Here is a 25,657-nt window from a genome sequence, read left to right on the forward strand (position 1 = left end):
GCTCTGGTTGGCCTGCTTACAGGTTTTCGGGCATGGACTCCCGCAAAGCGCTTGCACCGTCCCTACGCCAGTATGAACTGGATCAGGTTCAACGGGTCACTGCGCCGCGAAAGCCAGCAGTATCTCAGCCCCTTGCCGGGACCCCCCTGGTGAATGGGTCAAATTGAGCGGGCGATCGCCATTTTGTCAAGCGCATTCGGCCCATCAGTCGGCAACGCTAGCTGGGCGCGCGCGGACAATCGAGGCCGATATCCAGGAACTATTGAGCCTGCGTAAGCCATTTGGGCCTGGGCACAGCCTGCAGCAGGCTTTGCGTATAGTCGTGGCGAGGCGCCCCGAACAGCGCCGCGGTTTGGGCTTCCTCGACAATCCTTCCGTCTTTCATGACCATGATCCGGTCGGCGAAATGGCGCACGATCGGCAGGTCGTGGGTGATGAAAATATAGGAGAGGCTGAGCCTGGTCCTAAGGTCGGCCAGAAGATCGATCACCTGCGCCTGGATAGAGACGTCGAGCGCCGAAACCGCCTCGTCGCAGACGATCAGTTCCGGCTCGCTGGCAAGCGCGCGCGCAATGGCGATGCGCTGCCGCTGGCCGCCGGAAAACTGGTGCGGGTAGCGCTCGGCGTGCTCCGGCAACAGCCCCACCAATTCCAGGAGCTCTGCCACTCGAGCCTTCCACCTGTCCTTCGGCAGGATATCGCGGTGGATCACCCAGGGTTCGGAAATGATCGAATAAACGCGCATGCGCGGATTCATCGATCCGTACGGATCCTGGAAGACCATTTGCACCTTGCGCCGAAACGCCATGAGGCCCTTGCCGTTCATGTCGAAGATGTTCTCACCGGCAAAGACCGCCTTGCCGGCGCTTGGCGCGTTCAGCCCCAACAGCATACGCGCGACGCTCGATTTGCCCGACCCGGACTCGCCGACGATGCCGAGCGTTTCTCCTCTCCTGACCTCGAAGCTTATGTCGTCCACCGCCTTGAACGTCCGCTTGCTGCTAAAAGCTCCGGAAGCAAGCTCATAGTGCTTGGTGAGATGCTCCACCTTGAGCAGCGTTTCGCCGGCGATCGCCGTCGAACGCCTGTTGGGCGCCTCCGCTGCGTTGCCGTGGGGCAGGGCGGCGATGAGGCGGCGCGTATAGGCGTGCTGCGGATTGCTGAACACCGCCTTGGCGATGCCCGTCTCGACGACCTTGCCGCCGTTCATGACGATAATCCGGTCCGCCATGGACGCAGCGACTTCGAGGTCGTGGGTGATCATGATCAACGCCATGCCGGTTTCGCGCTGGAGATCGCGCAGCAGATCGAGGATCTGCGCTTGCACGCTGACGTCCAGAGCGGTCGTCGGCTCATCGGCAATCAGGATGTCCGGTTTCAGCGCGATCGCCATGGCAATCATCACGCGCTGGCGTTGTCCGCCCGAGAACTGATGCGGATAGAAGTCGACGCGGTTTTCCGACTCCGGAATGCCGACGCGCCGAAGCAGCTCTATCGTCTTGGCGCGTGCGCCCTTGCCGGCTGCCGCACCGTGGCTCTCAAAGACCTCCTCGATTTGGCGCCCCACCGTGTAGACCGGGTTCAAATAGGCGAGCGGATCCTGAAAGATCATCGCAATCCTGCGGCCGTTGATGCTTCGGCGCGCCTCGGCGCCGAGGCCCGACAGTTCGACGCCGTCGAAGAAGCAGGAGCCGGCCACGATATCGCCTGGCGGGCAGTCGACGAGATCCATCACCGTGCTGGTGCTGACGCTCTTTCCTGAACCGCTTTCGCCGAGGATCACCAGCGTCTCGCCACGGCTGACGTGGAAAGAGACATCGTCGACGGCGCGTACCGGCCGATCATCCGAAAGAAAATCGACGGTCAGGCCCTCGACCTTGAGAATGGTCGCGTTGCTCATCGGGCAGCTTTTCGCAATGTCTGAAGGCGCCAGCGTTGCTGCGGATCGGCAACGGTGCGTGCCCAGTTCGAGAGGATGTTGAGCGACAGCGTCGTCAGCATGATTGCAAGGCCCGGCCAGAATGCGATCCACCAGGCGGTGGCAAGATAGCCGCGGCCGTTTGCCACCATCGCGCCCCAGGTGAAGTCGGGTGGCTGAATGCCGAGGCCAAGAAAACTCAACGCCGATTCCGACAAAATGACTGTCGCGAAATCAATGGCTGAAATCGTCACCAATGTCGGCAGGACCAGGGGCGCGATGTGCCGGATGATGATCCGGGCCGGCTTCGCGCCCATGGCTCGCGCGGCGCTGACGAACATGCGCTCGCGCAGCTCCAGCACTTCCGCGCGCGCCGTTCTGAGGTAGATCGGCATGCGCGTGACGGCGAGAACGATCACCAGGTTGGTGATGCTCGGACCCAGCGTGTAGAGCACGATGAGCGCCAGCAGCAGCGAGGGAAAGCTCATGACGACATCGGCCAGGCGCAGGATGAGATGGCTGTACCAGCGCTCCGAATAGCCCGCTAACAGGCCCAGTGTTCCACCGACCAGCATCGACGCGAACACCGCCGCCGCGGCAATGCCGAACGTGTTCTGCGCGCCGACAATCAGCCTGGCCAGGATCGGCCGGCCGAGGGTGTCGGCGCCCAGGACGTAGATCCAACCGCTGGCCAGCGAGAACGGGGCGAGGTTGCGCTGGCGCAGCCCCAGCCGCGAAGCGGCGTCGCCCACCAGCCACGGGCCAAGGACCGCTGCGATGACGACGATCGCCAGGAAAATAGCAGCGGCGAGCGCAAGCCTGTCGCGCTTCAAATAGGCAAAAATCACGCGACCGCTGCCTGGAACGGCCGCCGGCTTGATGTCGGGGGTGATGATCGTCATGGCTCAGTACCGGATGCGCGGATCGAGAACCGCGTAGAGCAGGTCGATCGCGATGTTGAGGATGAAGATGGCGGTTGCCGTCACCAGAATGGTCGACTGGACGACGGCAAAATCGCGCTGGATGATCGAATCGATCATCAGCTTGCCGATGCCGGGCCAGCCGAATATCGACTCCACGACGACGGCGCCGTTGACAAGGCTGGTCGCCAGGTCGCCGGCGACCGTGACGACGGGCAGCAGCGAGTTGCGAAGCGCATGGCCGAAGATGATCTTCTGCCGCGGCAGGCCCTTGGCCCTTGCGGTCTTGATGTATGGAGTGGCAAGCGCCGACAGCATGGTTCCGCGCACGACCTGCACCAGGAGACCGAAAGGGCGAAGCATCAGCACGAAGGTCGGCATGATCCAGTGGACCCAGGTGCCGGTGCCCGATGTCGGCAAAAGCCCGAGCCCCACGGCGAAGACAAGGATGCCGACGATGGCCACCCAGAAATCCGGCGCGCTTGCGCCGGCCAGCGAGACGAGGCTGGCGATACGGTCGAAGATGCTGCCCGGCCGCGCGGCCGCCAGCGAGCCGACAAGGATTGCCAAGGCGGTCGACAGCGTGATCGCGACGACGGCCAGCTTCAGTGTTTCCGGGAACGCCTCAAGCGCGACCTGCATCGCCGAGCGGTTCTGGCGCAGCGATTCACCGAAATCCAGCTGCAGCAGATCGCGCAGATATCCCAGAAACTGCCAATGGATCGGCTGATCGAGGCCGTTCAACCGCGCGAACGCGGCCCGAGCTTCCGCAGTCGAGTCCAGAGGCAGGTACAAGGCGGAAGGATCGCCGGTGAGCCGTGTCAGGAAAAAAACCAAGGTCAAAAGACCGATGACCGACAGGATGCTGTGCGACGCCCGGCGTCCAAGATAGCTTATCATTTCGGATGCCCTTCGGCGGATATCGACGGAGGCAACGGGTCGGGGGCGCAGGGCGACGACCGCCTGGCGCCCCCGTATCGCTCAGTCTTTGATGGCGATATTGGCCAGCGGTATTTCGCTGTTGGTGGTGATATCGGGCTTCCATTCCAGCCTGGTGCCAACCCGGGTGTAGCCGATCATGTGGAACATCGGGATGTCCGCCACCACTTCGTTGCGGGCCTTGCCGAAAATCGCCTTGAAGCTGTTGGTGCGGGCTTCGCCGGTCGCCGCCAGTGCCTCGTCTATCTGCTTGTCGAATGCCGGATCGGCCAAGGTCGAGTAGCTGCCACTCGATCGATAGAAGATCGGCACCGTGAAGGCCGCATCGCCCTTGTTGTTGTCATGCATCATCTGCAGGAGATTGGGGCCGCGCTCCGCCGGGAACGGCTTTTGCAGATAGCGCAGCCAGTCGGCGACATCGAGCATGGTAAGCTTGACGTTGAGGCCGGCGTCCTGCCACATCGTCATCATCGCCTCCATCGCTTCGGCGCCGTTCGGATAGATGCCGTTTCGCCCGATGAGCTTGATCTCGGTGTCGACCGCGACACCCGCCGCGCGCGCCTCTTCGATGAGCTTTTTCGCCTCTTCCGGATCATACGACCAAGGCTCGAGCGCATCGTCATGGCCGTTGATCCCGGAGACGACCATCTGCGACGCACGCTTGACGTCGTCGCCGAACAGCTGCGCAAGGCCTTCCCAGTCGATCGCCAGGTTGAGCGCCTTGCGCACGCGCAGGTCGTCGAGCGGCGGCTCGGCGGCATCGATGCGGATGGCGGTGGTTTCGGAGTTCAGGTAGGCGAAATCCGTCTCCGGATTGCTGGCGTCCTGGATGGCAATCGACGGTGTCAGGTCGGCTTCGCCGGTCTCCACCATGGCGGCTCGAATCGAGGATTCGGGTCGCCAGACATAGGTTGCCTTGGTGATCTGCGGTTTGTTGCCCCAATAGCCGTCGAACGCGTCCAGCACCACGGTCTGCGGGGAAAAGGTCGACAGCGTGAACGGGCCGGTGCCGACCGGATCGTTCACCGCCTGGTCGACCGGCGTCTTCGGCGAGACGATCATGACCACGCTCAACAGCGTCGGCATGATGGGCTCGGGCCTGTCCGACTTTATTTCGACGGTCAGCTTGTCGACCGGCGTCAGCGTCAGTTTGGCATCGCCGAATTTCGCAATGTTGCTGCAGGTAAGCTTGCCGCTGATCATCCTGTTGATGGAGAAGACGACCGCATCCGCATTGAGTTCGGTTCCGTCCTGGAATTTGACGCCCTCGCGCAGCTTGATCCGCCAGGTGGTCGGGTCCACGCTGGTCCACTCCGTCGCCAGTTTCGGCTGGGGCTGTCCGCTGACCGGATCGATGACGGTCAACGATTCAACCACGTTTTGGCTGAGTATCTGGCCGACATTGGTGATGATGGTGCCGCAGGGCTCCAGATTGGCCGGCTGCTCCGGCAGGACGATACGGATCTCCTGCGCCGCTTCCTGTGCGACGGCCGATGGCGCGGCAGCGGTCATCAAAACGATAGCTGCAATCGCATGAATGCTTCTGTTCATGTCACTCCTCCCTTGATCTTCCATTTGGGATCTTCCGTTTTGGCTGGCGCACGAGACGATCCTCCTCATCCCGTGCGGCCGACAATTTGCCGATCTCGCGGCAGCTAGGCGGCGATCTTCTCGATCAGTCCGCGCAGCACGTCTTTCTCCTGCGGCTTCAGATCCGTCAGCGGCGGCCGAAGCGGGCCGGGTGTCCGTCCGATGAGCTCGACGCCGGCCTTGATGATCGACACCGGATAACCTTGCTCGCGATCGCGCAAAGCCGCGAAGGGGAAGAAGAAGCTGTGCAGGATTTCTTCCATCACAGCGCGATCACCTGTCCGCATCGCCCTGTAGAAGCGCTGGGCCAATTCCGGCACGAAGTTGAAGACCGCGGAGGAATAAGTCGTCACGCCGGCGCCGTTGAAGCCCTCGGCGAACAGCTCATGCGTGGGCATGCCACCGATGTAGCAGAGCCGATCGCCGAGCTTTGCGGTGACGTGGCGGACAAGATCGACCTTGCCTGTGCCGTCCTTGAACCCGATGAGGTTTGGGCACGCGTCAGCAAGGCGGGCGACGGTGTCGGCATTGGCGACCGAGTTCGCACGGTTGTAGATGATGACGCCGAGGCCGGTGGACTGGCACACGGCTTTGACATGCCGAAAAATCCCTTCTTGCGAGGCCTCCATCAGATAGTGGGGCAGAAGCAGGAGACCGTCGGCTCCCGCAGCCTCGGCGCGGCGGGCGATTTCCGTGGCGAGCGCCGTGCCGTAACCGCAGCCGGCGATGATCGGCACGTCTCCCGAGGCATCCTTGGCCGCGCGGGTAACGTCGGCGACCTCTTCCGGCGACAGCGAGAAGAATTCACCGGTGCCGCCGGCCGCGAACAGGGCAGCGGCACCGAACCCCGACAGCCATTCGACATGCGCGCGATAGCTTTCGAGATTGAGGCTGAAATCCTCGTTGAAATGCGTGACCGGAAACGACAGCAGCCCTGAAGCGACCCGCGACTTGATTTCATCTGGCGACAAAGGAATTCATCCCACAAATTAATATGATGTCATCTAGATTCATATGATGAGTGTCCTGACGAGTCAACCGCCGGCGTTGTGCTGATTTGTCGGGCGCCGGACGGTCAGGGCGCGATAGCGCTTTATCCCGGTCACCAAATGGCGGCGCATCGCCTCACGCGCCTTTTCCGGATCGCGGGCGAGGATCGCATCGGCGATTTCCCTGTGCTCCTGCAGAATCGGATGGTCGCGATTGGGCAAGGGGTCGACGCCGCCCATCATCGTCTTGAACTTCACCCGCGGGATCATCCGCCGGCCGACATGTTCGAGGAAGGCCTTGAATCTGGCGTTGTTGGTTGCGGCGGCAATCGCCATGTGGAACTGGAAGTCGGCATCGTCCGTGGGTTGCCCTTGCGCCATGAGGTCGGCGAACCTTTCGACCTGGGCCTCGATTTCGGCCTCTTGCGCCGGCGAACTGCGGGCGGCGGCAAGGCCGGCTGCCTCGACTTCGATGCCGATGCGCAGCTCGAGCTCTTCGATGATGTCCGAGATCTTGTTCGTTTCGTCAGTGAACAGCTTCAATCCCTCGTCGACGGGTTTCGGGCCGAGAACGAAGACGCCGGCGCCTTGCCGCGATTCCACCAGCCCATCGGCACGAAGCGCGGCGATGGCCTCCCGGACCACGGTGCGGCTGAACCCGAACCGGTCGATCAGCGCGGGTTCTGTCGGCAATTTATCGCCAGGCGCATAAAAGCCGGCTTCGATCTGGCCGCGCAGGGCGTCGGCAACCTGAGAGACGAACGACCGCCGGGACGTTCGATGTTCGGCCTGCTGCATGGGTCCTCCCAACTTTGCCGGATCTGAGGATCCATACTCCCAGTGCGGGCCAAAAGCGAGGTCATCATATGAAAATTCGCCGTTCGATGTCTCGAACTTCTTAATGTCATCATATGGCTTCTGTGCTCAGTGTCGGCCATCAGTTCGCCCGTCGTGCTGGGCACGGCGATCAGCGAAATCCACGCAGTAGCAGCTTTCAGGCTGCGGCCGGCAGGTGATCGCGGACCCACCTGACGATCTGTCCCGCCGTCATTGCGCCGGATGCGCGCGCAACCTCCCGTCCGCCGTGGAAGATGATCATGGTCGGGATGCCGCGGATGCCGAGCCTGGCTGCAACGGCCTGCTCATTGTCGGAATTGAGCTTGATCAGTCGAACATGCGGCTCCAGTTCGTTGGCTGCCGCTTCATAGGCCGGCGCCATCATCTTGCACGGACCGCACCATGGTGCCCAGATGTCGACGACGACGGGGAGGCTGCTTCGCGTGACCTGGCGATCGAAACTCTGTGCATCGACGTCTGCCGGGTGACCCGAGAACAGCCTGGAGCCGCACTTTCCGCATTTCGCGTCCCCGGCATCGCGTGCCGGCGGCAGGCGATTGACCCCGCCGCATTTGCCGCAAACCACCAGTTTCTCCTGCGTCATTCCCATTTACTCGTCTTTATGCGCGCCGCTCGTCGCCGTCACGATGCGGTCTTGAGTGGAGGATTCTGCGCAAAAGCGACTGCGTCCGAAACCTTGGCCAATTCTGCGGCGATATCGGCGAGCTTTCGATCGGCGTCGACCTTGCGCCAGTTGGACGGGGTAGCCTTTCGCTGCAATTGCCGCGACAAGATATCGACTGTGGCGTCAGAAGGACCGCCACTGCGCTCGCTCACCCGCTGCCAAAGAACGAGCGGATCCGCCTCCAGCCAAAATCCGGCGAAAGCAATGTCTCTGCCGTTTGCAGCTTTCTCGATGCGGTCGCGATCGGCCGGCCGGTCAAAGACGGCATCGGCGACCACCGAACCGCCTTCGGCAAGGATCAAGTCGGCGCGCCATGCCATTTCGCGGTAGACGCGGTCCGACACATCAGGTCGATAAGCCCTGTCCGGCAGCTTCGTCTCGGCTGGCACCCCATGCAGGGCTTTGCGGATGCGGTCGCTTTCGACAATGCGTGCGCCGGGCGGCGCGCCAACATGTGCGGCGAGTGCCTCGGCAACGGCCGTCTTGCCGGAACCGCTCAAGCCGCCGATGGCGATCAGCCGAGGCGGCTTTTCCTCGAGAAGTGTTCGGGCAAGCTCGAAATAGGATCTGGCCTCGGCAAGCAGCCCGCTGGAATCGTCACCGCTTTCCTCGATCTGGGTTGCGGTGACATGCGCGCGCACCGCGGCCCGCACTGCCATGAAAAACGGCAGGAGGATGAAGCCGTCCTCGTCGTCTGCTTCGTCGAGATAGCGGTTCGTCACCAGGTTGGCGAGTTCCGGAAAGCCGCGATGCCAGAGGTCCATCAGCAGGAAAGCCAGGTCGTAAAGCACATCGATGCTGGCGATCTGGTCGTTGAATTCGATGCAATCGAAGAGGCGGGGCTCGCCGTCGAAGAGACAGATGTTGCGCAGATGCAGGTCGCCGTGGCATCGTTGGATCTTGCCTGCCGTCTCCCGCCGGTCGAGCAACTCGCAATGACGGGCGAGGGCGGTGCGAAAAATCCCGGTGAATGCCTTTATCTCGGCTTGCTCGAAAACATGGCTGGTGGCAAAGGCGGCTTCGTTGATGGCGAGCACGCCTGCCAGGTTCGAGGATCCGCTGCCCTTGTGGACCTCCGGCGCGCCACGATGATAGCGCACGATCACGCGCGCGACATCCGTCATCAGCGCAGGCGTCAGTTCGCCACCGACTGCCATTCGGTCGAGCAGCTTCGACTGGTCGAAGCGGACCATCTCGATCGCCGCATCGACCAGTTTGCCGCTTCCGTCGAAGGCCAGCTCGCCGCCGGCCTCGCGGGTGACGCGCCGCACCCCCAGATAGAGGCCGGGGGCAGTCCTGGAGTTGAGATCGACCTCCTTCTCGCAGGCGGCGAGCCGCAGCGCCGGGGTCGAGAAGTCGACATAGGGCAGCTTGACCGCTCGCTTGATCTTGTAGGCGCGCTGGCCAACCAGGAAGATACGCGAGATATGGGTCTCGATCGTCTCGACCGGTCCGCTCTCGCCATATGCGGCAGGGTCCGTCAACATCGCGGCCACGGATTGCTGATCCTCGACGATCATCGGATGCCTCTTTGTTTTGTATCCAACCTGTGGAAGCACGAGCGTGGTCGCTGAAATTCCGCGCCATCGGGCCCTTGCTGCCACAGCGCCTGGATATAACCAGCCAGGTCACGAATGCGTTCCGTGATGCTGCTGCTCCGGTGTTCGGCGCGTATTCTTGGCGTCCTCCAGCGGCCTGAAACCTATTGGCGTCGGCACGTGGGCATGTTGATACGGATCAAATGATGACCGGCGGCGTTCTTGACTCAGCGCTAGCAGCGCGCCGAGCCGTCTCGCTGTTGTTGCAACGACGATTGGGCTTTGGGGCAAAATCGGGAGCAGCCGCCATGGCTTTCAGGACGATACTTGCCGTTACGGGACCGCACGAGGGAGACGGTGATCTCAAGCCTGCCGCCGACCTGTGCAACGAGATCGGCGCCCATCTTGCTGTTCTGGTCGTTGCCGTAGCTGCGCCGCCACCAGTCGGGGAGTATGCCGCGGTCGTTTCAGAAGCCTGGCTCGACGAGCGTCGGGCCGTCGAGGATCTGTTGAAGAAGCGGACTGCTGACCTGTCGGCTTTTCTCGCCGGCAGCGTGCTTTCGGCCGATGTCTCCAGCGAATATCCGGAAGCCGGCTGGGCCGACGACACCATCGGCCGCCGTGCCCGCTATGCCGACATTACGGTCATTGGACCGGAGCTGCTCGCCAACAAAACGCTGAAAAGCAAAGCGATCGAAGGCGCATTGTTTTCTTCGGGAAAGCCCTTGCTGCTCATCCCCGCGGGGGCGCAGTCGACCCTGAAGCCGAAACGCGTGCTGATTGCATGGGACGCCCGTCTGGAGGCATCGCGTGCCGTCCGCGAATCCCTCGGCCTGCTGCCAGGCGCCGATGAGGTGCACCTCGTCATGGTCGATCCGGTGGAGGACGAGTACCGCCACGGGGCCGAACCCGGAGCCGACGCCGCCGCCTATCTCGCGCGGCATGGCGTGAATGTCACGGTCGACCGGCTGCCCAGCCTGGACCATTCAGTCGTCGACGTGCTTCGCCGGCACGCGCTCGACATCGCCGCCGACCTGATGGTGATGGGCGCTTACGGTCATTCCCGGCTGCGCGAGCGCATCTTCGGTGGCGTCACCGTCTCGATGCTTGAAGACCCGTCGATGCCGATCCTTATGGCGCGTTAGCCGCCGGCGCCCGTCATTGGCATCCCTTTTAAGTCCCAAGGGACACTGTTGCCGCCCATCTAGCGTCTCATCGGTATCGGCGGAGCCGCGAATCTGTGGTAAGTCGCCGCTCAACCAACCAAAGGACGACACCTGTGAGCGAACCGACCGTGGCCGAGGCGACCGAAAGTATCTATGCATCGCTGCGGGCGGACAATGCCGACATCGACGCGCATATCGCGACGCTTAAGGCGGCGATGACACGAGAAGGGATAAAACAGGCGGTGTTCGATCCGACCAGGCTGGCGCAGAACAACCGTTCGGGCCGCAAGCTGATGCAGGCTTATTTTCGGCAGCGCGGCGTGAGCGTGAGGTTTTCGGCCTCGTAGGGCGCACGCTGAGGCGCCACGGCCCGCCGGCAACCATTGTGGTCCAGGATCCGCCGGGGGGCTCAGGCAAGTCCGCTTTTGGCTTCTGTAGGCCGCGACATGCGGCTTCCGGCCCCGCCGACGTGAAAGTTCCTAGGAAATCGGCCGACAAATGGTCAATTCAATCACCTGCGCCGGCTGCCGAGCACATCGGCGACCGACTCGCCGCTTCTGGCCTTCGGATTTGACCGGCTATCGCATGAATCTGCTGCTTTGAGCGCTTCGGCGCGGTAAGCCTTGTCTAACGCTCCGATCCGTCGAACCGACGCGAAGAACCGTGGATAGTCGCCCGAACACAAATCGAACAAGCGGAGAAACGTCGCCACCTGATCGCCGTAGACGGAAGTCGCGGCGAGCTTCGCGTTGTTAATCGGAGAATCGAACCAGACATCGTATCCCTGGTATCCACGCCAGCGACTGTCGCGCATCTCTCGGTAGCGCATCCGCAGCCGTTCGATCGCGGCCATCTTCGCGGCCCGCTTCTGCTCAGAGGTAGCGCTGCCGTCATAGACATGGCTTAGCTCGTCCCGGGTCTGCGACACCAGCGCAAGAAATTGAGCTCTGCGCCTCCGGTCGGCGTTGTAACGGCGCAACTCGCCGGTATCACCAGCCGCGCGCAGCCATTTTCTCACGCCGGTTGTTTCGACGGCGACAGCGAATGCCTCGTTGAATGCGGAATCGTCCTTCACATAGACGCGTTGGTGGGCCAGCTCATGGAAAACCAGCCCCGCAAGATACGTTTCATCTTGGCTGAGCATCGTGCTTAGCAGCGGGTCACTTGACCAGCCAAGCGTGGAATATGCAGTGATGCCCGTCACATAGACGTCCAGGCCCTGTCTCTGAAGTTCGACAGCGGTTTCAATCGCAGACCTTTTGGAGAAGTATCCTCGGTACGGAACGCATCCGAACACCGGAAAGCACCATGTTCGTGGCGTCAGCGAGAATTCCGGCGCGGCGAAGACGGCCCATGTCACCGCGTCCCGACCAACGTTAACATAGCTGCGGTAGCTATTGTTGTCCGGCAGCGCTAGTTCATCTATCGCAAACTGTCGGATGGCGCTCGCCGATTCCATTCGAGCGCGTAGTGTCCCAGGGATCGAAGGATCGTCGATCAGCTCTTCGACATCCTGGCGCGCCGCCATGATCTCCACGTGACCCTTCAAGGATTGTGCGTAGTAAGAAATGCTGGTGCAACCGGCCACGCCGGACATCACGATCGTCGCAGCAACCGAACGAAAAAATGCACGCATCACGTTGCCCACGGCATTTGCTCACACGTCCGGATAGGGCAAACGTCGCAACTACGCCCGGTCCCAAACAGTGGCTCCAATTCGGTTGACATCCTGGGATGAGGGTTTAGGTTAGACGTTCGTCTTCGGCAAGATTGTCACAATGTGATCATTCGCTGCCAAATTGCCGAACGTCCGCTATAAGCCGGACACGGCGGCATGCGAACTATCCGCCTAGCAGGTCTTTTTCTCCCGGAGCTTCCGGTCGCATCCGGCCCACCGCTGTTGGTCCGCAATGCGCCGATGTCAGCCGTAGAGATGAACTTGTCTCTGCCTGGAAGCAGACATCGCCGGCGACGGCACCGGAGGTCACGGTTGAGCCAGCAGCGGACATATGCTCTGGACGCAGCGAAAGTCGCAATCCGGACCCCTTGCGGACCTACGGGAAGCTGCTCCGAGAGCGAGGCGTCCCAGACCATAAACAAGGCTTTCGGACCGCCTCGAGCGCTTCTGAAGCCAGCAGATCCGCTACCGCCGAATGTATGGGCGCGGGAAGATCGACCTGCTTCAGGCCCGACTGATAGGTGCCTTCTGATGGCAAACTGCACCACAATTGCGTCAGATCCAACATTGCAGGCGATCTCACACCTCCAGATGCGCCTGCCCGAAGGGACCTCGTGGCGCAGGAGGCCAGCGTCAAACCCACAATGCCGATTGAAGCGCTTAAACGTGGGAGATGCGTCGGAGTGATCTCCAATGCGACTGACTTAGGCGACAATCAGGTCGTGTCGATCAGGAATCGCTCAAGCCGGGTGCGGATTTCTTCTCGCCAAGCTGCTTGGGCGGTACCTTGTTGAGGGCGATCTTCCGCCTACATGCTGTCAGAAAAGACCTCCCACACTAGGACAGAAGGCGCCCGTCCATCCTCCGCCTCAGGCGGAGCAGGTCATCGCAACCGTAGGAGAGACCGATGCAAGAGTCCCTCGTCGTCCGCCGCGAGACGCACATCCCGGCGCCGCCCGCCGCGGTGTTCGCCCTCCTGACCGATCCGGAGAAGATCCTGCGCTGGATGGGAACGGAGGCTGAGGTCGAGCCGCAGCCTGGCGGGCTCTATCTCGTCAATGTCACTGGGGCTCGCTGCGCTCGCGGCTCCTTCCGCGAGGTGGTGCCGGTGCACCGCCTGGCCTACAGCTTTGGCTGGGAAGGCAGCGAGGTGGTGCCGCCGGGGTCGAGCCTGATCGAGGTCGACCTGATCGAGCAGCCGGACGGAACGCTGCTGCGCCTGACCCACACCGGCCTGCCTAACGCCGAGCAATGCGCCGGCCATGCGGAAGGCTGGGCCCATTACCTCGGCCGGCTGGCCGAGGTTGCGGCCGGGCGTGAACCGGGGCCGGACCCCTGGCATGGCAGGGACTGACTCTTTCCGCTCGTCGCTCGCAGGGGTGTCGAAGGCTGCCTCATCGAGGATTGGACCGTGAGTCTGGAGGATGGCGTCTATGTAAAGGAGTAGTTGTGCCGGCGGCAGCCCATGGCCTCGCCCTGAATGTCACCTCTCCCTTAAGTACGCCCTTAACGACGTCCCGTCCGGTCCCGTTGAGGGCGTCCTCACGTGACAACATGACAGGCAGAAGCGTCATCCCGCGGCGCGGATGACAGGCTAGTGGCCGCGGTGCCATAATCGCGGCATGGATCTGCCCGCGCCCCTCGCCTGGTTGTTGGACGAGGCCGGCTCTTCGCCCGGCTCTGACTGGTTCCTGGCCGAGCTCGGCGGCCGGCTGCTGGCCGACGGCCTGCCGTTGGCCGGGGGCGCTCTGACGGTCGCGGTGCCGCATCCGATCATCGCCCGCCGCACCTGGCTGTGGCAGGCGGAGACCGGGGCGGTGATCGAGGCGCTGGGCTTCGCCGGCGGCCCGCTCAACCAAGCCGGGCGCGACTGGCTGGCCGAGCTTGGCCCTGTGCAGGAGGACACGATCGGCCCGGAGCCGGACAGTCCGGTGCTGGGCTGGGCAGGGACCCGGCCATTCGGCCCCGCCGAGGCCGGCCGGCTGCGCCAGGCCGCGCGCTTCGCCGCAGCGCCCTTAGCCGCCCTGACCGCGCGGGCGGCGCTGGCAGCGCTGCTCGAGGCCTATCTTGGCAGGCGCAGTGCCGCCCGGGTGCAGGCCGGCGCGCTGCGCCGCGGCACCGGGGAGACCATCCGCGCCGCGCTGCTCTGTGCCGATCTGCGTGACTTCACCGCCCTGTCCGAGGCGACGGAGCCCGCAGCGATGATCACCGCCCTCGACGCTTGGTTCGACCGCGTCGCCGGGGCGGTGCATGCTTTCGGGGGCGAGGTGCTGAAGTTCATCGGCGACGGTGTGCTGGCGATTTTCCCGGTCACGGGCGCCCCGGCCGAGGCCTGCGAGGCGGCGCTGCGGGCTGTTGTCGCCGCCCGCGCCGGCATGGCCCATCTCGATGCGGTGCGGCAGACGGAGGGGCTGTCGCCGCTGCCCTTCGGCGCGGCACTGCATCTCGGTGAGATGCTGTGGGGCAATATCGGCGCGGCCGACCGGCTGGACTTCACTGCCATCGGCCCTGCGGTCAACCTGGTCAGCCGGCTCGAAGGGCTATGCAGGCCCCTTGGTCGCAGCGTGCTCATCTCGGGCGCGGTCGCGGCGGAGACGACAACGGCTTTGATCCCTTTGGGCGAGCACTTATTGCGCGGTATCGCTGATCCCTGCGCGGTCTTCACCCTGCCGGAGGATTGAGCCCCGCGGGCCGGGGTCCGGGCAAGGGTACCAGATGCGTGACTATTACAAGCGGGAGCCGGTACGTCTGTGCAGGCAATCGGCTTTGCAGCCACGAGCGGCGACGGACTGAGCTGATCATGTCGCCTCATGTGCTCCGGCCAATAGCAGCACGTAGGTTGCCTTTTCAAGCTTCCTTACCGCTCGCTCAGAGTTGTCTATCTGACAACAAACGTCAGCTGTCATACATTCCGGACGTTCGCTGCGATGCCACGAACGTCCGCAGGGGTCACGTCACGGCGTTACTCGCACCGACGTGAAGGTAGCTATTGAAGATCCGAGGGCCAAAGCTGCCAGTCCGCTTGCGGCCCCAAAATGACCATGAACGCCGAAGTTTGGTGGAAAACGGAACGTCCGCTGTCGGCCACCCTTCAGCAAATTTCCACCACATCCCAGAACTAACGATCGCTTCATCGGGATTGGCTGATAGCTTCGGCACGTCTTGGCATGACATGACTGCGGGAGGATGCCCCCTTGAGAATGAGATATCTGCTAGCAGCCTCACTCGTTGTGGCGATCGTCCTGACGCTCAGATGGGAATGGCTGGAGCCCCATCACTTCGAAGATGAGGTCATGCGAGCCGCGCTGGCGGAGGAAGTTCGCCGGGACGACACCCGCTGCCCGCTCAGCAGTAAAGCTGTGGAGCAGGCTCGGCCATGGGTTCTTGCAGCCTGCGCGGCAGGCGGGCTCGGCTGGCATGAGGCAGCGGCGAAATATGGCGACGATGCAGCCAGAGTGTTCCTCGTCTATGGCGAGGATGCGGATTTCGTGGAGGTTTTCGACCGTCTCGGCCATCCGGTCGTGCCGGTGATTGCTTACTTCGTGAAGAATGGATCGTCGCAGTACTTGTTGCAGGAAACCATCGGTCAGGGCCTCTCGAGCCTGTGGGACGACCGGCAGGTGGGATTCGGCCTCGCCGAGATTTCGCCGGAGCAGTATGGGCTTATTGCCATTCGCGAGCTCAAGGATCGCGGGCATGAGATGCTGTCGGAGTTCGAGATCGTTGACGGAACAGCAGTCCGCAGACAGTTCACCCGCACGCTGCTTGGTGCGAAGAACATAGTCCTGGGCGGCGTTTCCGACCTGGAAGGGGTGATCACCCGCGGCGAGCGGCTTCCGACCTGGGACGAGATGGGTTGGGCGGCCTTCGATGCGGCAATAGTCGTCGGGGGCATGGGCGCCGCAGCCAAGGCATTGCAGGTTGCGAGGGCACCGGTGGCCGCAGCTGGTCGCGGAACTGTGCGGATAGTACATCTGAGGGCTGCAGGCAAAGGTGCGTTCCAATCGCTTTCCGCCGTCGGTACCGCAGCCGGTGTCGCCGCCGTCGTCGCACTTCCTTATGTGGCGATCACGCGACCTCACCTTCTGACAAACGCAGCCGGTTGGATAGCCGAACAAGCAGGTCTCCCGGCTTGGCTCGGCGCCTTTGCAGCCTACTTCATACTCTGTCTTGTCCTGGCTTCTCTGCTGAGGATGGTTCTGGCGCCGCTGGCCTGGACGCTGCGAACGCTGAGCAAGATCGTTGGACGACTCGCCGGTGCCGGCGGTGTCCGATCCGCGGCAGCCTAAATCCCGCGCACAGCGCCAATGGCAGGTTACAAATGGTGGAATGTTAACGCTTCAGTCATTGAAGTCGCGATGTTGAATGCCTTCAGGTTTTAGGGGAGATTAAGCCGATGATAAAAGCGGATACTCCGTTCGCCCTTATGCTGGAGATGCACGCCGTGGTCTTAGGCGTTCCAGGGCTTATTCTGCTGGCATCAGCCGCAATCGTTGCATTGATACGCCCTTGGCGCTTTCGCCCCGAGTGAAGTCATTCGACAACTATCGCCGATTGAACACGTTTGGCGCGAAGCAGACATAGTTTAGATGGCGCGGCCTCAGATTCTGCAAAATCGCGAGTGGTTTGGTATGCGTCTGCCAGTTCCATCGAGCGGCCTAGAAGCTTTTCCATCTTTTCAGTGGGGATATCTGTGGGGCAGGCAGAATTCGGGATGCCTAACCCATTGTTTTTTCTGGTCGGAGTGGCAGGATTTGAACCTGCGACCCCATCGTCCCGAACGATGTGCGCTACCAGGCTGCGCTACACTCCGTGACCAGACCGCGGGCTTATAGCCGCCGTACTTCGTTCCTGCAAGCACCAATGGCAGCGCTTCTGTCGCATTTCTTGCCGTTTCGCTCTAACGTCATACAGGTTTCAGTTCCCTGCGGGATAAACACCGCTTAACGGCTCGTGTTATAGGCATGGCCACCTGCGTTGAAACCACTCTGAATCCAGCCGCTTGGAGTTGCTGTCTTGTCCCTGAAGATCGTTAGTGAAGCCCTTCCCAACACCTTCGAGTTTGAAACCTCGGCGCTGATCAAGGCGTCCGGCTTTCGTGAGTATGATGCGCGCTGGTGGTTCGGCCATCCGGGCTCTGCCGAGCCGCCGGAGCTCAACCTGATCGGTGTCCAGGCGCTTGGCATGGGGCTCGGCACGCTGATCCGGCGCCTGGGCGCCGGACCGGATATCGTGACTGGGCATGATTTCCGTTCCTATTCGCTGGCGATCAAGCTGGCGCTGGTTTCCGGGCTGATGGCCGTCGGCGCGCGGGTTAGGGATATCGGGTTGGCGCTATCGCCGATGGCTTATTTCGCCCAGTTCGCGCTCGACACGCCGTCTGTCGCCATGGTCACCGCCTCGCATAACGAGAATGGCTGGAGCGGCGTCAAGATGGGGGCGGCGCGGCCCTTGACCTTCGGTCCGGAGGAAATGAGCGCATTGAAGACGATCGTGCTTGCCGGCGACTTCGACCTGGTCGGCGGCGGCGCCTATGACTTCGTTGCGGATTTCCGCAAGATCTATCTCGACGACCTGACCCGCGACAAGCGCATAGCGAGAAAGCTCAAGGTGGTCGCCGCCTGCGGCAACGGCACTGCCGGCGCTTTTGCACCTGAAGCGCTGGAACGGATCGGCTGCGAGGTGATCCCGCTCGATGTCGAGCTCGATCATAGGTTTCCGAATTACAACCCCAATCCCGAAGACATGAAGATGCTGCACGCTATCCGCGACAAGGTGCTGGAGACAGGAGCAGATGTCGGGCTTGGCTTCGACGGCGATGGCGACCGCTGCGGCGTGGTCGACAATGAAGGCAACGAGATCTTCGCCGACAAGGTCGGCGTCATGCTCGCGCGCGACATTGCGCGCCTGCATCCAGGCTCGACCTTCGTCGTCGACGTCAAGTCGACCGGATTGTTCAATACCGACGCCGCGCTGCGCGCCGATGGCGCCGTCACCGATTATTGGAAGACCGGCCACTCCTACATAAAGCGGCGCGTCGCCGAGCTTGGCGCTATCGCCGGTTTCGAGAAATCCGGTCATTTCTTCTTCAACCCGCCGATCGGGCGCGGCTATGACGATGGTCTGATCACAGCCATCGCCATCTGCGAGATGCTGGATCGCAGCCCGACAAGCAGCATGGCCGATCTCTATCGCGACATGCCGCTGACCTTCGGCACGCCGACCATGTCGCCGCACTGCGCCGACGAGCTTAAATATGGCGTGGTCGAGCGGGTCGTTTCCGACTTTCAGGCCATGAAGCACGACGGCGCCATCTTCGCTGGCCAGAAGATCGCCGAGCTGATCACCGTCAATGGCGTTCGCGTCGTTGCCGAGGATGGCACCTGGGGCCTGGTGCGGGCGTCGTCGAACAAGCCGGAGCTTGTCGTCGTGGTGGAGAGCCCGGTGTCGTCGGAGCGGCGCCGGCAGATGTTCGAAGCCGTCGATGCGGTGCTGCGCCGCAGCCCCGAAGTCGGCGCCTACAACCAGACGTTCTAAGTTCTCTGGCTAAGGTCTCTGGTCGGCGGCGCCGGTGAGCCTCAATAGGGGCTCGCGACGTCGCCGGTCTCGACATAGACCGACTTCAACTGCGAATAGAGTGCCAACGCGGCAAGTGAGTTTTCTCGCCCGATTCCCGACTGCTTGAAGCCGCCGAAGGGAATTTCGACGGGCGTCAGGTTGTAGGCGTTGATCCAGCAGGTGCCGGCCTGCAGCTCGGCGATGACGCGGTGGGCGCGCGGCAGGTCGCGCGTGAACACGCCGGCGGCAAGGCCAAATTCGGTATCATTGGCGCGGTCGATCACCTCGTCCTCACCGTCGAATTTCAGCACGCTCATGACAGGCCCGAAAATCTCCTCGCGCGCGATGCGCATGGTGTCGGTGACGCCGGTGAAGACCGTCGGCTCGACGAAGAAGCCACCCTGGAAACCTTGCAGCGAAGGTACATTGCCGCCGCAGGCGAGCACAGCGCCATCCTGCTTGCCGGCCTCGATATAGCCGATGACCTTTTCATGCTGCGCCTTGGAGACCAGCGGTCCCATCTGCGTTTCCTGGTCGAGCGGATCGCCGATACGGATTTTCTTGGTCCGTTCGACCAGTCGTTCGACGAAACGGTCGTGGATGCCCTTCTGCACGAAGACCCGCGTGCCGTTGGAGCAGATCTGGCCGGTCGAATAGAAATTGCCGAGCATGGCGCCGCCGATGGCATTTTCGAGATCGGCATCGTCGAAGATGATCAGCGGCGACTTGCCGCCAAGCTCCATGGTGGCATGCTTCATCTTCGAGCCGGCGAGCGACAGCACCTTGCGACCGGTCGGCACCGAGCCGGTCACCGAGACCTTGGCGACGACATCGTGCCCGACGAGGCCGGCGCCGACATCGCCATAGCCCTGCACGACGTTGAACAGCCCGTCGGGCAGGCCGGCCTCGGTGTAGATTTCGGCGAGCGCCAGCGCCGACAGCGGCGTGTTCTCCGACGGCTTGAACACCATGGCGTTGCCCATGGCGAGTGCCGGCGCCGATTTCCAGCCGGCGATCTGGATCGGGTAGTTCCAGGCGCCGATGCCGACGCAGACGCCCAGCGCCTCGCGCCTTGTGTAGGCAAAGGCGCCGCCGAGATCGACGGACTCGCCATTATAGGCAGCGACCGCGCCGCCGAAATATTCGAGGCAGTCGGCTGCCGATGGCGCGTCCGCCACCAGCGTCTCCTGGATCGCCTTGCCGGTATCCAGCGTCTCGATGCGTGCCAGGTCGGCGTTGCGCACGCGCAATATGTCGGCGGCGCGGCGCAGGATGCGCCCGCGCTCGACCGGCTTCAGCCGCGCCCAGGCCGGTTGTGCTGCACGCGCTGCTTCGATCGCCAGTTCAAGCACGTTCGGCGTCGCCGAACGCAGCATCGCGATGGTCTCGCCGGTTGCTGGATAGATGACCGGCAGCGGCGCACCTTGCTCATCGTCGATGTAGCGTCCGTTGACATAGTGCGATGCCTTTGGCTGGGCGCGCATGGGACCTTCTCCAAACTGTCTTTCGATGGGACCGGCGGGCGGGCACCGCCGGATCATGGCTTATCGCATCGGCTCGAAAATCGGAATCGATTTTCGGAAAGCACGATGCGAGGACTAAAAAAGCGATAGAGTGCTTGTGCGTCCGAATGGACGCACGTCGCTCTATCGATCCGACACCTGCCAGCGCGGATTGATCCATGGTTCCTGGTTGGACGGCGCCAGCGGCGTGCGGCCGAGAATGTGGTCGGCGGCCTTTTCGCCGGTCATGATCGACGGCGCGTTCAGATTGCCGTTGGTGACGCGCGGGAAGATCGAAGAATCGGCGATCCGCAGCCCTTCGACGCCGATGACATGGCATTCCGGATCGACGACGCTCATCCGATCATCCTTGCGGCCCATCTTGCAAGTGCCGCAGGGGTGGTAGGCGCTTTCGGCGTGATCGCGGATGAAGGCATCGAGATCGTCGTCCGACTGCACGTGCGAGCCCGGCGAGATCTCCTTGCCGCGATAGGGGTCGAAGGCCGACTGGCCGAAGATCTCGCGCGTCAGCCGGATGCAATGGCGGAACTCGATCCAGTCGTCCGGATGCGACATGTAGTTGAAGCGGATCACCGGCTTCGATCCGGGATCGGGCGAGCGCAGCGTGACCGAACCGCGCGACTTCGATCGCATCGGCCCGACATGCGCCTGGAAACCGTGCGCTTTCGCGGCCGCCTTGCCGTCATAGCGGACCGCCGCCGGGATGAAATGATACTGGATGTCGGGATAGTCGACGCCGGCGCGCGAGCGCACGAAGGCGGCCGCCTCGAAATGGTTGGTTGCGCCGAGGCCCGATTTGAAGAACAGCCATTGCGCGCCGATCAGCGCCTTGGAGAACGGGTTCAGCACCGAATTCAGCGTGATCGGCTGCGTCGATTCCTGCTGGATGTAGAGTTCCATATGGTCCTGCAGGTTGCGGCCGACGCCGGGCCGGTCGGCGATCACCGGAATGCCGTATTCCCTCAGATGTTGGGCCGGGCCGATGCCGGACAGCATCAGGATCTTGGGCGAATTGATCGAGGAGGCGGCAACGATCACTTCTCGTCGCGCCTTGATCACCTGAATCCGTCTGCGCACTTCGATCTCAACACCGGTGGCGCGTTGATTCTCGATGATCACCCGTCGGGCGAAGCCCTTGACCAGGCTTACATTTTTCCGCCTCAGCGCCGGCCTGAGATAGGCACTCGCCGCCGACCAGCGGCGGCCGCCGCGAATGGTCTGCTCCATCGGACCAAAGCCTTCCTGCTTCGCGCCGTTGTAGTCGTCGGTCAGCTCGAAGCCGGCCTGACGGCCTGCCTCGACGAAGGCGCCGTAGAGTGGATTCGTCCTTGAGCCGCGCTGCACGGTCAGCGGGCCGCCGTGGCCGCGCCAGCCATTCTCGCCGCCGTTTGCGTCCTCCATGCGCTTGAAGTAGGGGAGCACGTCGGCAAACCCCCAGCCAGCCGCGCCCTGTTCTGCCCAATGGTCGAAATCGCGGGCGTGACCGCGTACATAGACCATGCCGTTGATCGAGGACGAGCCGCCGATGACCTTGCCGCGCGGCGTCGCCAGCACACGGCCGCCGAGATGCGGCTCCGGCTCGCTGGCAAAACCCCAGTCGTAGAGGCTCATATTGAGCGGGATCGACAGCGCCGACGGCATCTGGATCAGCGGCCCGATGTCGCTGCCGCCAAATTCGATGACGATCACCGAATATTTGCCATCCTCCGACAGCCGGTAGGCCATGGCCGAGCCGGCCGAGCCGGCGCCGATGATGACGAAATCCGCCTCAAGACCGTCTGTCATCATTCGCCTCGTGGAAAGCGCTTCTGCTCTTCGAGCAGGTCGAGGTTCATGTGGTTGCGCATGTAACGTTCCGAGGCCTTCTGCAGCGGCTGGAATTCCCAGGGGTAATGTGTGCCGTTGCGCAGCGCCGGATAGACCACCCAGCGGCGCGCCTGGCTGGCGCGCACGGCGGCATCGAAGGCAGCCATGTCCCAGCGCGCCTGGACCTTGCCGGTGAAAGAAGCCACCAAAGCCGCGTGCGCCGGGTCAGCGGCGAGGTTGGTAAATTCCCGCGGATCCGATTCAAGATCAAACAGTTGCGGCGGATCGATCTCGCAATGGATGAATTTGTAGCGGCCCTCGCGGATCGCCACCATCGGCGCGTTGGAGCCTTCGGCCGCATATTCCATCAGCACAGGTTCAGCGCGCGTCTTGCCGTCGAGCAGCGGCAGCAGCGACTGGCCGTCGGTCCATGGCGCAATCGCGCTCATGTCGATGCCGGCGAGGTCGCAAAGCGTCGGCACGACGTCGAGATTGGAAACCGGCGCGTCGATCAGGATGGCCGAAATATCTTTTCCGGCGATCATCAGCGGCACCCGCGCCGAGCCCTCGAAGAAGCACATCTTGAACCACAGGCCGCGCTCGCCGAGCATGTCGCCGTGATCGGAGCAGAACAGGATGATCGTGTCGTCGAGCATTCGCGTGCGCTCGAGCACCGACAGCAGTTCGCCGACCTTGTCGTCGAGATAGGAGATGCTGGCGAAATAGCCGCGCCGCGCGCGGCGGATCTGCTCGCCGGTGATGTCGAAACTGTCATAGTCGCTGGCGCGGTAAAGCCGCTGCGAATGCGGATCCTGTTCGTCATAGGGGATGAAGCCGACTTCCGGCTCGAGCGCCGGGCAATCCTCGTAGAGATCCCAGTAGCGCCGGCGCGCGACATAGGGGTCGTGCGGATGGGTGAAGGAGACGGTCAGGCACCACGGCCGGCGCGCGGCATCGTCCGAGACGCGGGCGAAATCATAAAGCTTCTGCACCGCGTGAAAAGCGACTTCGTCGTCATATTCCATCTGGTTGGTGATCTCGGCGACACCGGCGCCGGCCACCGAACCGAGATTGTGATACCACCAGTCGATCCGCTCGCCGGGCTTGCGATAATCCGGCGTCCAACCGAAATCGGCCGGATAAATGTCAGTGGTCAGCCGCTCCTCGAAGCCATGCAACTGATCCGGCCCGACGAAATGCATCTTCCCGGACAGGCAGGTGTGGTAGCCGGCGGTACGCAGATGATGCGCATAGGTCGGGATCGACGAGGCGAATTCGGCGGCATTGTCATAGACCTCGGTGCGCGACGGCAACTGGCCGCTCATGAACGCCGCACGGCCCGGCGCGCAGAGCGGCGAGGCGGTGTAATTGTTCTTGAAGCGCGCCGAACGAGCCGCCAGCGCCTTCAGATGCGGCGCATGCAGGAAGTCCGCCGGCCCATCCGGGAACAATGTGCCGTTGAGTTGATCGACCATGACGATCAGAAAATTGGGTCGCTTCGACGTCACTGCGCGCTCCGCTGGCCGAGTTTCGTTTCGAGATAGTCCTCGATCAGCGCGATCGCGGTCGCGGCATTGGGCACGCCGTCCTTCAGCGCGCGCCTGATGTAGAGCCCGTCGATCAGCGCCGCTGTCGCCTCGGCGACACGGTCGGCTTCGCTTCTCGGCAGGATGCCAGTCAGCCCGCTCAACAGATTGGAATGCAGGCGTCGCGCATAGACCTTGAGCAGCCGGCGCAGCGCTGGCGATTTCTGCGCCTCGACATAGAAGGCGAGCCAGGCGGCTATCGTTTCCGGCTGGAACTGGGCGTCGGAGAAATTGACCGCGACCACCGCCGAAACGCGCTGGCGTGGCGTGCTGGCCGATCGAAGCGCGCGCCGCATGTCGGCGGTCAACTCGGCCAGGATGTGCCGCATCGTCGCCAGCAAAAGTTCGTCCTTGGCGCCGAAATAGTGATGGGCGAGCGCCGAGGACACCCCGGCGCGCCCGGCGATTTCCGACATCGTCACATCAAGCGAACCGCGCTCGCCGATCGCCGAGATCGTCGCGTCGATCAGCGCCCTGCGGCGCAGCGGCTCCATTCCGATTTTCGGCATCTTTGCTCCGGTCCGTTGCGGCAAGATTATTTTTTATTGACGGATCAATCAACAAAAATCCGACGCGATTGTGTGGCAAATGTCAGCTGCCGTGACCAGATATCAAGATCAAGTCGTTGTGTGGTTCTGGCCCCTTTACGAAGTCGCTGGGACGGTTCATTCTTGAACAATGTTGATAGCGCGCCGCGACATCGCGTAGCCCGGCCCGCAGGGATGGAGATAACCATGACAGCATGCATCGTCGGCTGGGCGCATTCGCGCTTCGGCAAGCTCGAAGGCGAGACGATGGAGGGCCTGATCACCAAGGTGGCTAGCGGGGCGCTCGATCATGCCGGCATCGGTCCGGACGAGGTCGACGAGATCGTGCTCGGCCACTTCAATGCCGGCTTTTCCGCACAGGATTTCACCGCAAGCCTGGTCCTGCAGGCCGACGACCGGCTGCGCTTCAAGCCGGCGACGCGCGTCGAGAACGCCTGCGCCACCGGCTCGGCGGCGGTCAGGCAAGGCATCCGCGCCATCGACGCCAATGCGGCGCGTATCGTGCTGGTGGTCGGCGCCGAGCAGATGACGACGACATCAGGTCCAGAAATCGGCAAGAATCTTCTCAAGGCCTCGTATCTGCCCGAGGAGGGCGACACGCCGGCAGGCTTCGCCGGCGTTTTCGGCCAGATCGCGCAAGCCTATTTCCAACGCTATGGCGACCAGTCGGACGCGCTGGCGATGATTGCCGCCAAGAACCACAGGAACGGCGTCGACAATCCCTACGCGCAGATGCGCAAGGATTTCGGCTATGAGTTCTGCCGGCACGAGAGCGAGAAGAACCCCTTCGTCGCCGGTCCCCTGAAGCGTACCGACTGCTCGCTGGTGTCGGACGGCGCCGCCGCGCTGGTGCTTGCCGACACGGCGACGGCATTGAAGATGCGCCGCGCCGTCGCTTTCCGCGCCAATGAGCACGTGCAGGATTTTCTGCCGATGTCGAAGCGTGACATCCTGGCATTCGAGGGTTGCGAGCAGGCCTGGAATCAGGCGCTGAACAAGGCTGGCGTGACGCTCGACGACCTGTCCTTCGTCGAGACGCATGACTGCTTCACCATCGCCGAGCTGATCGAATATGAGGCGATGGGCCTGGCCAAACCGGGCGAGGGCGCAAAACTGGCGCTGGACGGCGAGACGGCGAAGGACGGCCGGCTGCCGGTCAATCCGTCAGGCGGGCTGAAGGCCAAGGGCCATCCGATCGGCGCCACCGGCGTGTCGATGCATGTGCTGAGCGCCATGCAGCTCGTCGGCGAGGCCGGCGGCATCCAGGTGCCGGGAGCAAAGCTCGGCGGCATCTTCAATATGGGCGGTGCCGCGGTCGCCAACTATGTTTCCATTCTCGATCGGATCAGATAAAAACCGCTCGCATTACAGCGCCG

The 25,657-nt window shown here is 62.8% G+C and carries 20 protein-coding genes, 1 tRNA gene and 1 riboswitch; of the genes, 7 read left to right on the forward strand and 14 right to left on the reverse strand.

The genetic code is table 11. The annotated features are described in order from the left end of the window. Positions 1 to 41: 41 nt before the first annotated feature. Positions 42 to 158, reverse strand: a riboswitch (TPP riboswitch). Between the two features lie 101 nt (positions 159 to 259). The 8 genes from AC0L2R_RS14710 to AC0L2R_RS14745 form a co-directional block, all read right to left on the reverse strand. Further along, positions 260 to 1,900, reverse strand: coding sequence for an ABC transporter ATP-binding protein (locus AC0L2R_RS14710; RefSeq protein WP_473509822.1), 1,641 nt, complete (start codon positions 1,898 to 1,900; stop codon positions 260 to 262). After that, positions 1,897 to 2,820 carry an ABC transporter permease gene (locus AC0L2R_RS14715; protein WP_473509824.1) on the reverse strand — a complete coding sequence of 308 codons (924 nt, stop codon included), beginning with the start codon at positions 2,818 to 2,820 and terminating at the stop codon, positions 1,897 to 1,899. The genes AC0L2R_RS14710 and AC0L2R_RS14715 overlap by 4 nt, the downstream gene beginning before the upstream one ends. 3 nt (positions 2,821 to 2,823) lie before the next feature. Further along, complete coding sequence (locus tag AC0L2R_RS14720) at positions 2,824 to 3,738, reverse strand: ABC transporter permease (RefSeq protein WP_473509825.1); 915 nt, start codon at positions 3,736 to 3,738, stop codon at positions 2,824 to 2,826. A gap of 81 nt (positions 3,739 to 3,819) precedes the next feature. Beyond that, entirely contained in the window at positions 3,820 to 5,328 is a 1,509-nt protein-coding gene (locus AC0L2R_RS14725) for an ABC transporter substrate-binding protein (protein ID WP_473509827.1), read from the reverse strand. A gap of 104 nt (positions 5,329 to 5,432) precedes the next feature. Continuing rightward, complete coding sequence (kdgD, locus tag AC0L2R_RS14730; protein WP_473509828.1) at positions 5,433 to 6,338, reverse strand: 5-dehydro-4-deoxyglucarate dehydratase; 906 nt, start codon at positions 6,336 to 6,338, stop codon at positions 5,433 to 5,435. A 63-nt stretch (positions 6,339 to 6,401) separates the two neighbouring features. Continuing rightward, on the reverse strand, positions 6,402 to 7,154 hold the full coding sequence (locus tag AC0L2R_RS14735; protein WP_473509830.1) for a FadR/GntR family transcriptional regulator: 753 nt from the start codon (positions 7,152 to 7,154) through the stop codon (positions 6,402 to 6,404). A gap of 196 nt (positions 7,155 to 7,350) precedes the next feature. Further along, positions 7,351 to 7,797, reverse strand: a complete 447-nt coding sequence (trxC, locus tag AC0L2R_RS14740; RefSeq protein ID WP_473509832.1) for a thioredoxin TrxC — start codon at positions 7,795 to 7,797, stop codon at positions 7,351 to 7,353. A 38-nt stretch (positions 7,798 to 7,835) separates the two neighbouring features. Then, a complete protein-coding gene (locus AC0L2R_RS14745) occupies positions 7,836 to 9,398 on the reverse strand; it encodes a bifunctional aminoglycoside phosphotransferase/ATP-binding protein (RefSeq protein ID WP_473509834.1) in 1,563 nt (520 codons plus the stop codon). A 326-nt stretch (positions 9,399 to 9,724) separates the two neighbouring features. Between AC0L2R_RS14745 and AC0L2R_RS14750 the strand changes: the two genes are divergently transcribed. Continuing rightward, positions 9,725 to 10,561 carry a universal stress protein gene (locus tag AC0L2R_RS14750; protein ID WP_473509835.1) on the forward strand — a complete coding sequence of 279 codons (837 nt, stop codon included), beginning with the start codon at positions 9,725 to 9,727 and terminating at the stop codon, positions 10,559 to 10,561. 134 nt (positions 10,562 to 10,695) lie between these two features. Further along, positions 10,696 to 10,929 (forward strand): hypothetical protein, encoded by a 234-nt coding sequence (locus AC0L2R_RS14755; RefSeq protein ID WP_023801385.1) that lies wholly within the window; start codon positions 10,696 to 10,698, stop codon positions 10,927 to 10,929. A gap of 164 nt (positions 10,930 to 11,093) precedes the next feature. Here AC0L2R_RS14755 and AC0L2R_RS14760 read toward each other — a convergent pair whose 3' ends face one another. After that, on the reverse strand, positions 11,094 to 12,230 hold the full coding sequence (locus tag AC0L2R_RS14760; RefSeq protein WP_473509837.1) for an aminopeptidase: 1,137 nt from the start codon (positions 12,228 to 12,230) through the stop codon (positions 11,094 to 11,096). Positions 12,231 to 13,167: 937 nt separating this feature from the next. Here AC0L2R_RS14760 and AC0L2R_RS14765 point away from each other — a divergent pair. The 3 genes from AC0L2R_RS14765 (at position 13,168) to AC0L2R_RS14775 (ending at position 16,549) form a co-directional block, all read left to right on the forward strand. After that, positions 13,168 to 13,614, forward strand: coding sequence for an SRPBCC family protein (locus tag AC0L2R_RS14765; RefSeq protein ID WP_287325734.1), 447 nt, complete (start codon positions 13,168 to 13,170; stop codon positions 13,612 to 13,614). Positions 13,615 to 13,882: 268 nt separating this feature from the next. Further along, a complete protein-coding gene (locus AC0L2R_RS14770) occupies positions 13,883 to 14,941 on the forward strand; it encodes an adenylate/guanylate cyclase domain-containing protein (protein ID WP_473509839.1) in 1,059 nt (352 codons plus the stop codon). A gap of 519 nt (positions 14,942 to 15,460) precedes the next feature. Further along, on the forward strand, positions 15,461 to 16,549 hold the full coding sequence (locus AC0L2R_RS14775) for a hypothetical protein (protein WP_473509840.1): 1,089 nt from the start codon (positions 15,461 to 15,463) through the stop codon (positions 16,547 to 16,549). A gap of 447 nt (positions 16,550 to 16,996) precedes the next feature. Here the strand turns inward: AC0L2R_RS14775 and AC0L2R_RS14780 are convergent. Beyond that, positions 16,997 to 17,073 (reverse strand) — tRNA-Pro (locus AC0L2R_RS14780). A 203-nt stretch (positions 17,074 to 17,276) separates the two neighbouring features. Here AC0L2R_RS14780 and AC0L2R_RS14785 point away from each other — a divergent pair. Further along, on the forward strand, positions 17,277 to 18,797 hold the full coding sequence (locus AC0L2R_RS14785) for a phosphomannomutase/phosphoglucomutase (RefSeq protein WP_473509842.1): 1,521 nt from the start codon (positions 17,277 to 17,279) through the stop codon (positions 18,795 to 18,797). Positions 18,798 to 18,838: 41 nt separating this feature from the next. Here the strand turns inward: AC0L2R_RS14785 and betB are convergent, their stop codons facing one another. From betB to betI, 4 genes are all read right to left on the reverse strand, one after another. Then, positions 18,839 to 20,302: a betaine-aldehyde dehydrogenase gene (betB, locus tag AC0L2R_RS14790; RefSeq protein WP_473509846.1), complete on the reverse strand. Its 1,464-nt coding sequence runs from the start codon at positions 20,300 to 20,302 to the stop codon at positions 18,839 to 18,841. Between the two features lie 162 nt (positions 20,303 to 20,464). Continuing rightward, entirely contained in the window at positions 20,465 to 22,126 is a 1,662-nt protein-coding gene (gene betA, locus AC0L2R_RS14795; RefSeq protein ID WP_473509848.1) for a choline dehydrogenase, read from the reverse strand. Next, positions 22,126 to 23,655 carry a choline-sulfatase gene (betC, locus tag AC0L2R_RS14800; protein ID WP_473509850.1) on the reverse strand — a complete coding sequence of 510 codons (1,530 nt, stop codon included), beginning with the start codon at positions 23,653 to 23,655 and terminating at the stop codon, positions 22,126 to 22,128. Before betC ends, betA begins: the two co-directional genes overlap by 1 nt. Continuing rightward, the gene (gene betI, locus AC0L2R_RS14805; protein WP_091590338.1) at positions 23,652 to 24,242 is read right to left on the reverse strand and encodes a choline-binding transcriptional repressor BetI; all 591 of its coding nucleotides are present in this window, start codon (positions 24,240 to 24,242) and stop codon (positions 23,652 to 23,654) included. Before betI ends, betC begins: the two co-directional genes overlap by 4 nt. Positions 24,243 to 24,467: 225 nt before the next feature. Here betI and AC0L2R_RS14810 point away from each other — a divergent pair, with 225 nt between their 5' ends. After that, positions 24,468 to 25,634 (forward strand): acetyl-CoA acetyltransferase, encoded by a 1,167-nt coding sequence (locus AC0L2R_RS14810; RefSeq protein WP_473509852.1) that lies wholly within the window; start codon positions 24,468 to 24,470, stop codon positions 25,632 to 25,634. Positions 25,635 to 25,657: the final 23 nt, after the last annotated feature.

The organism is Mesorhizobium sp. WSM4820 (genome assembly GCF_055811075.1).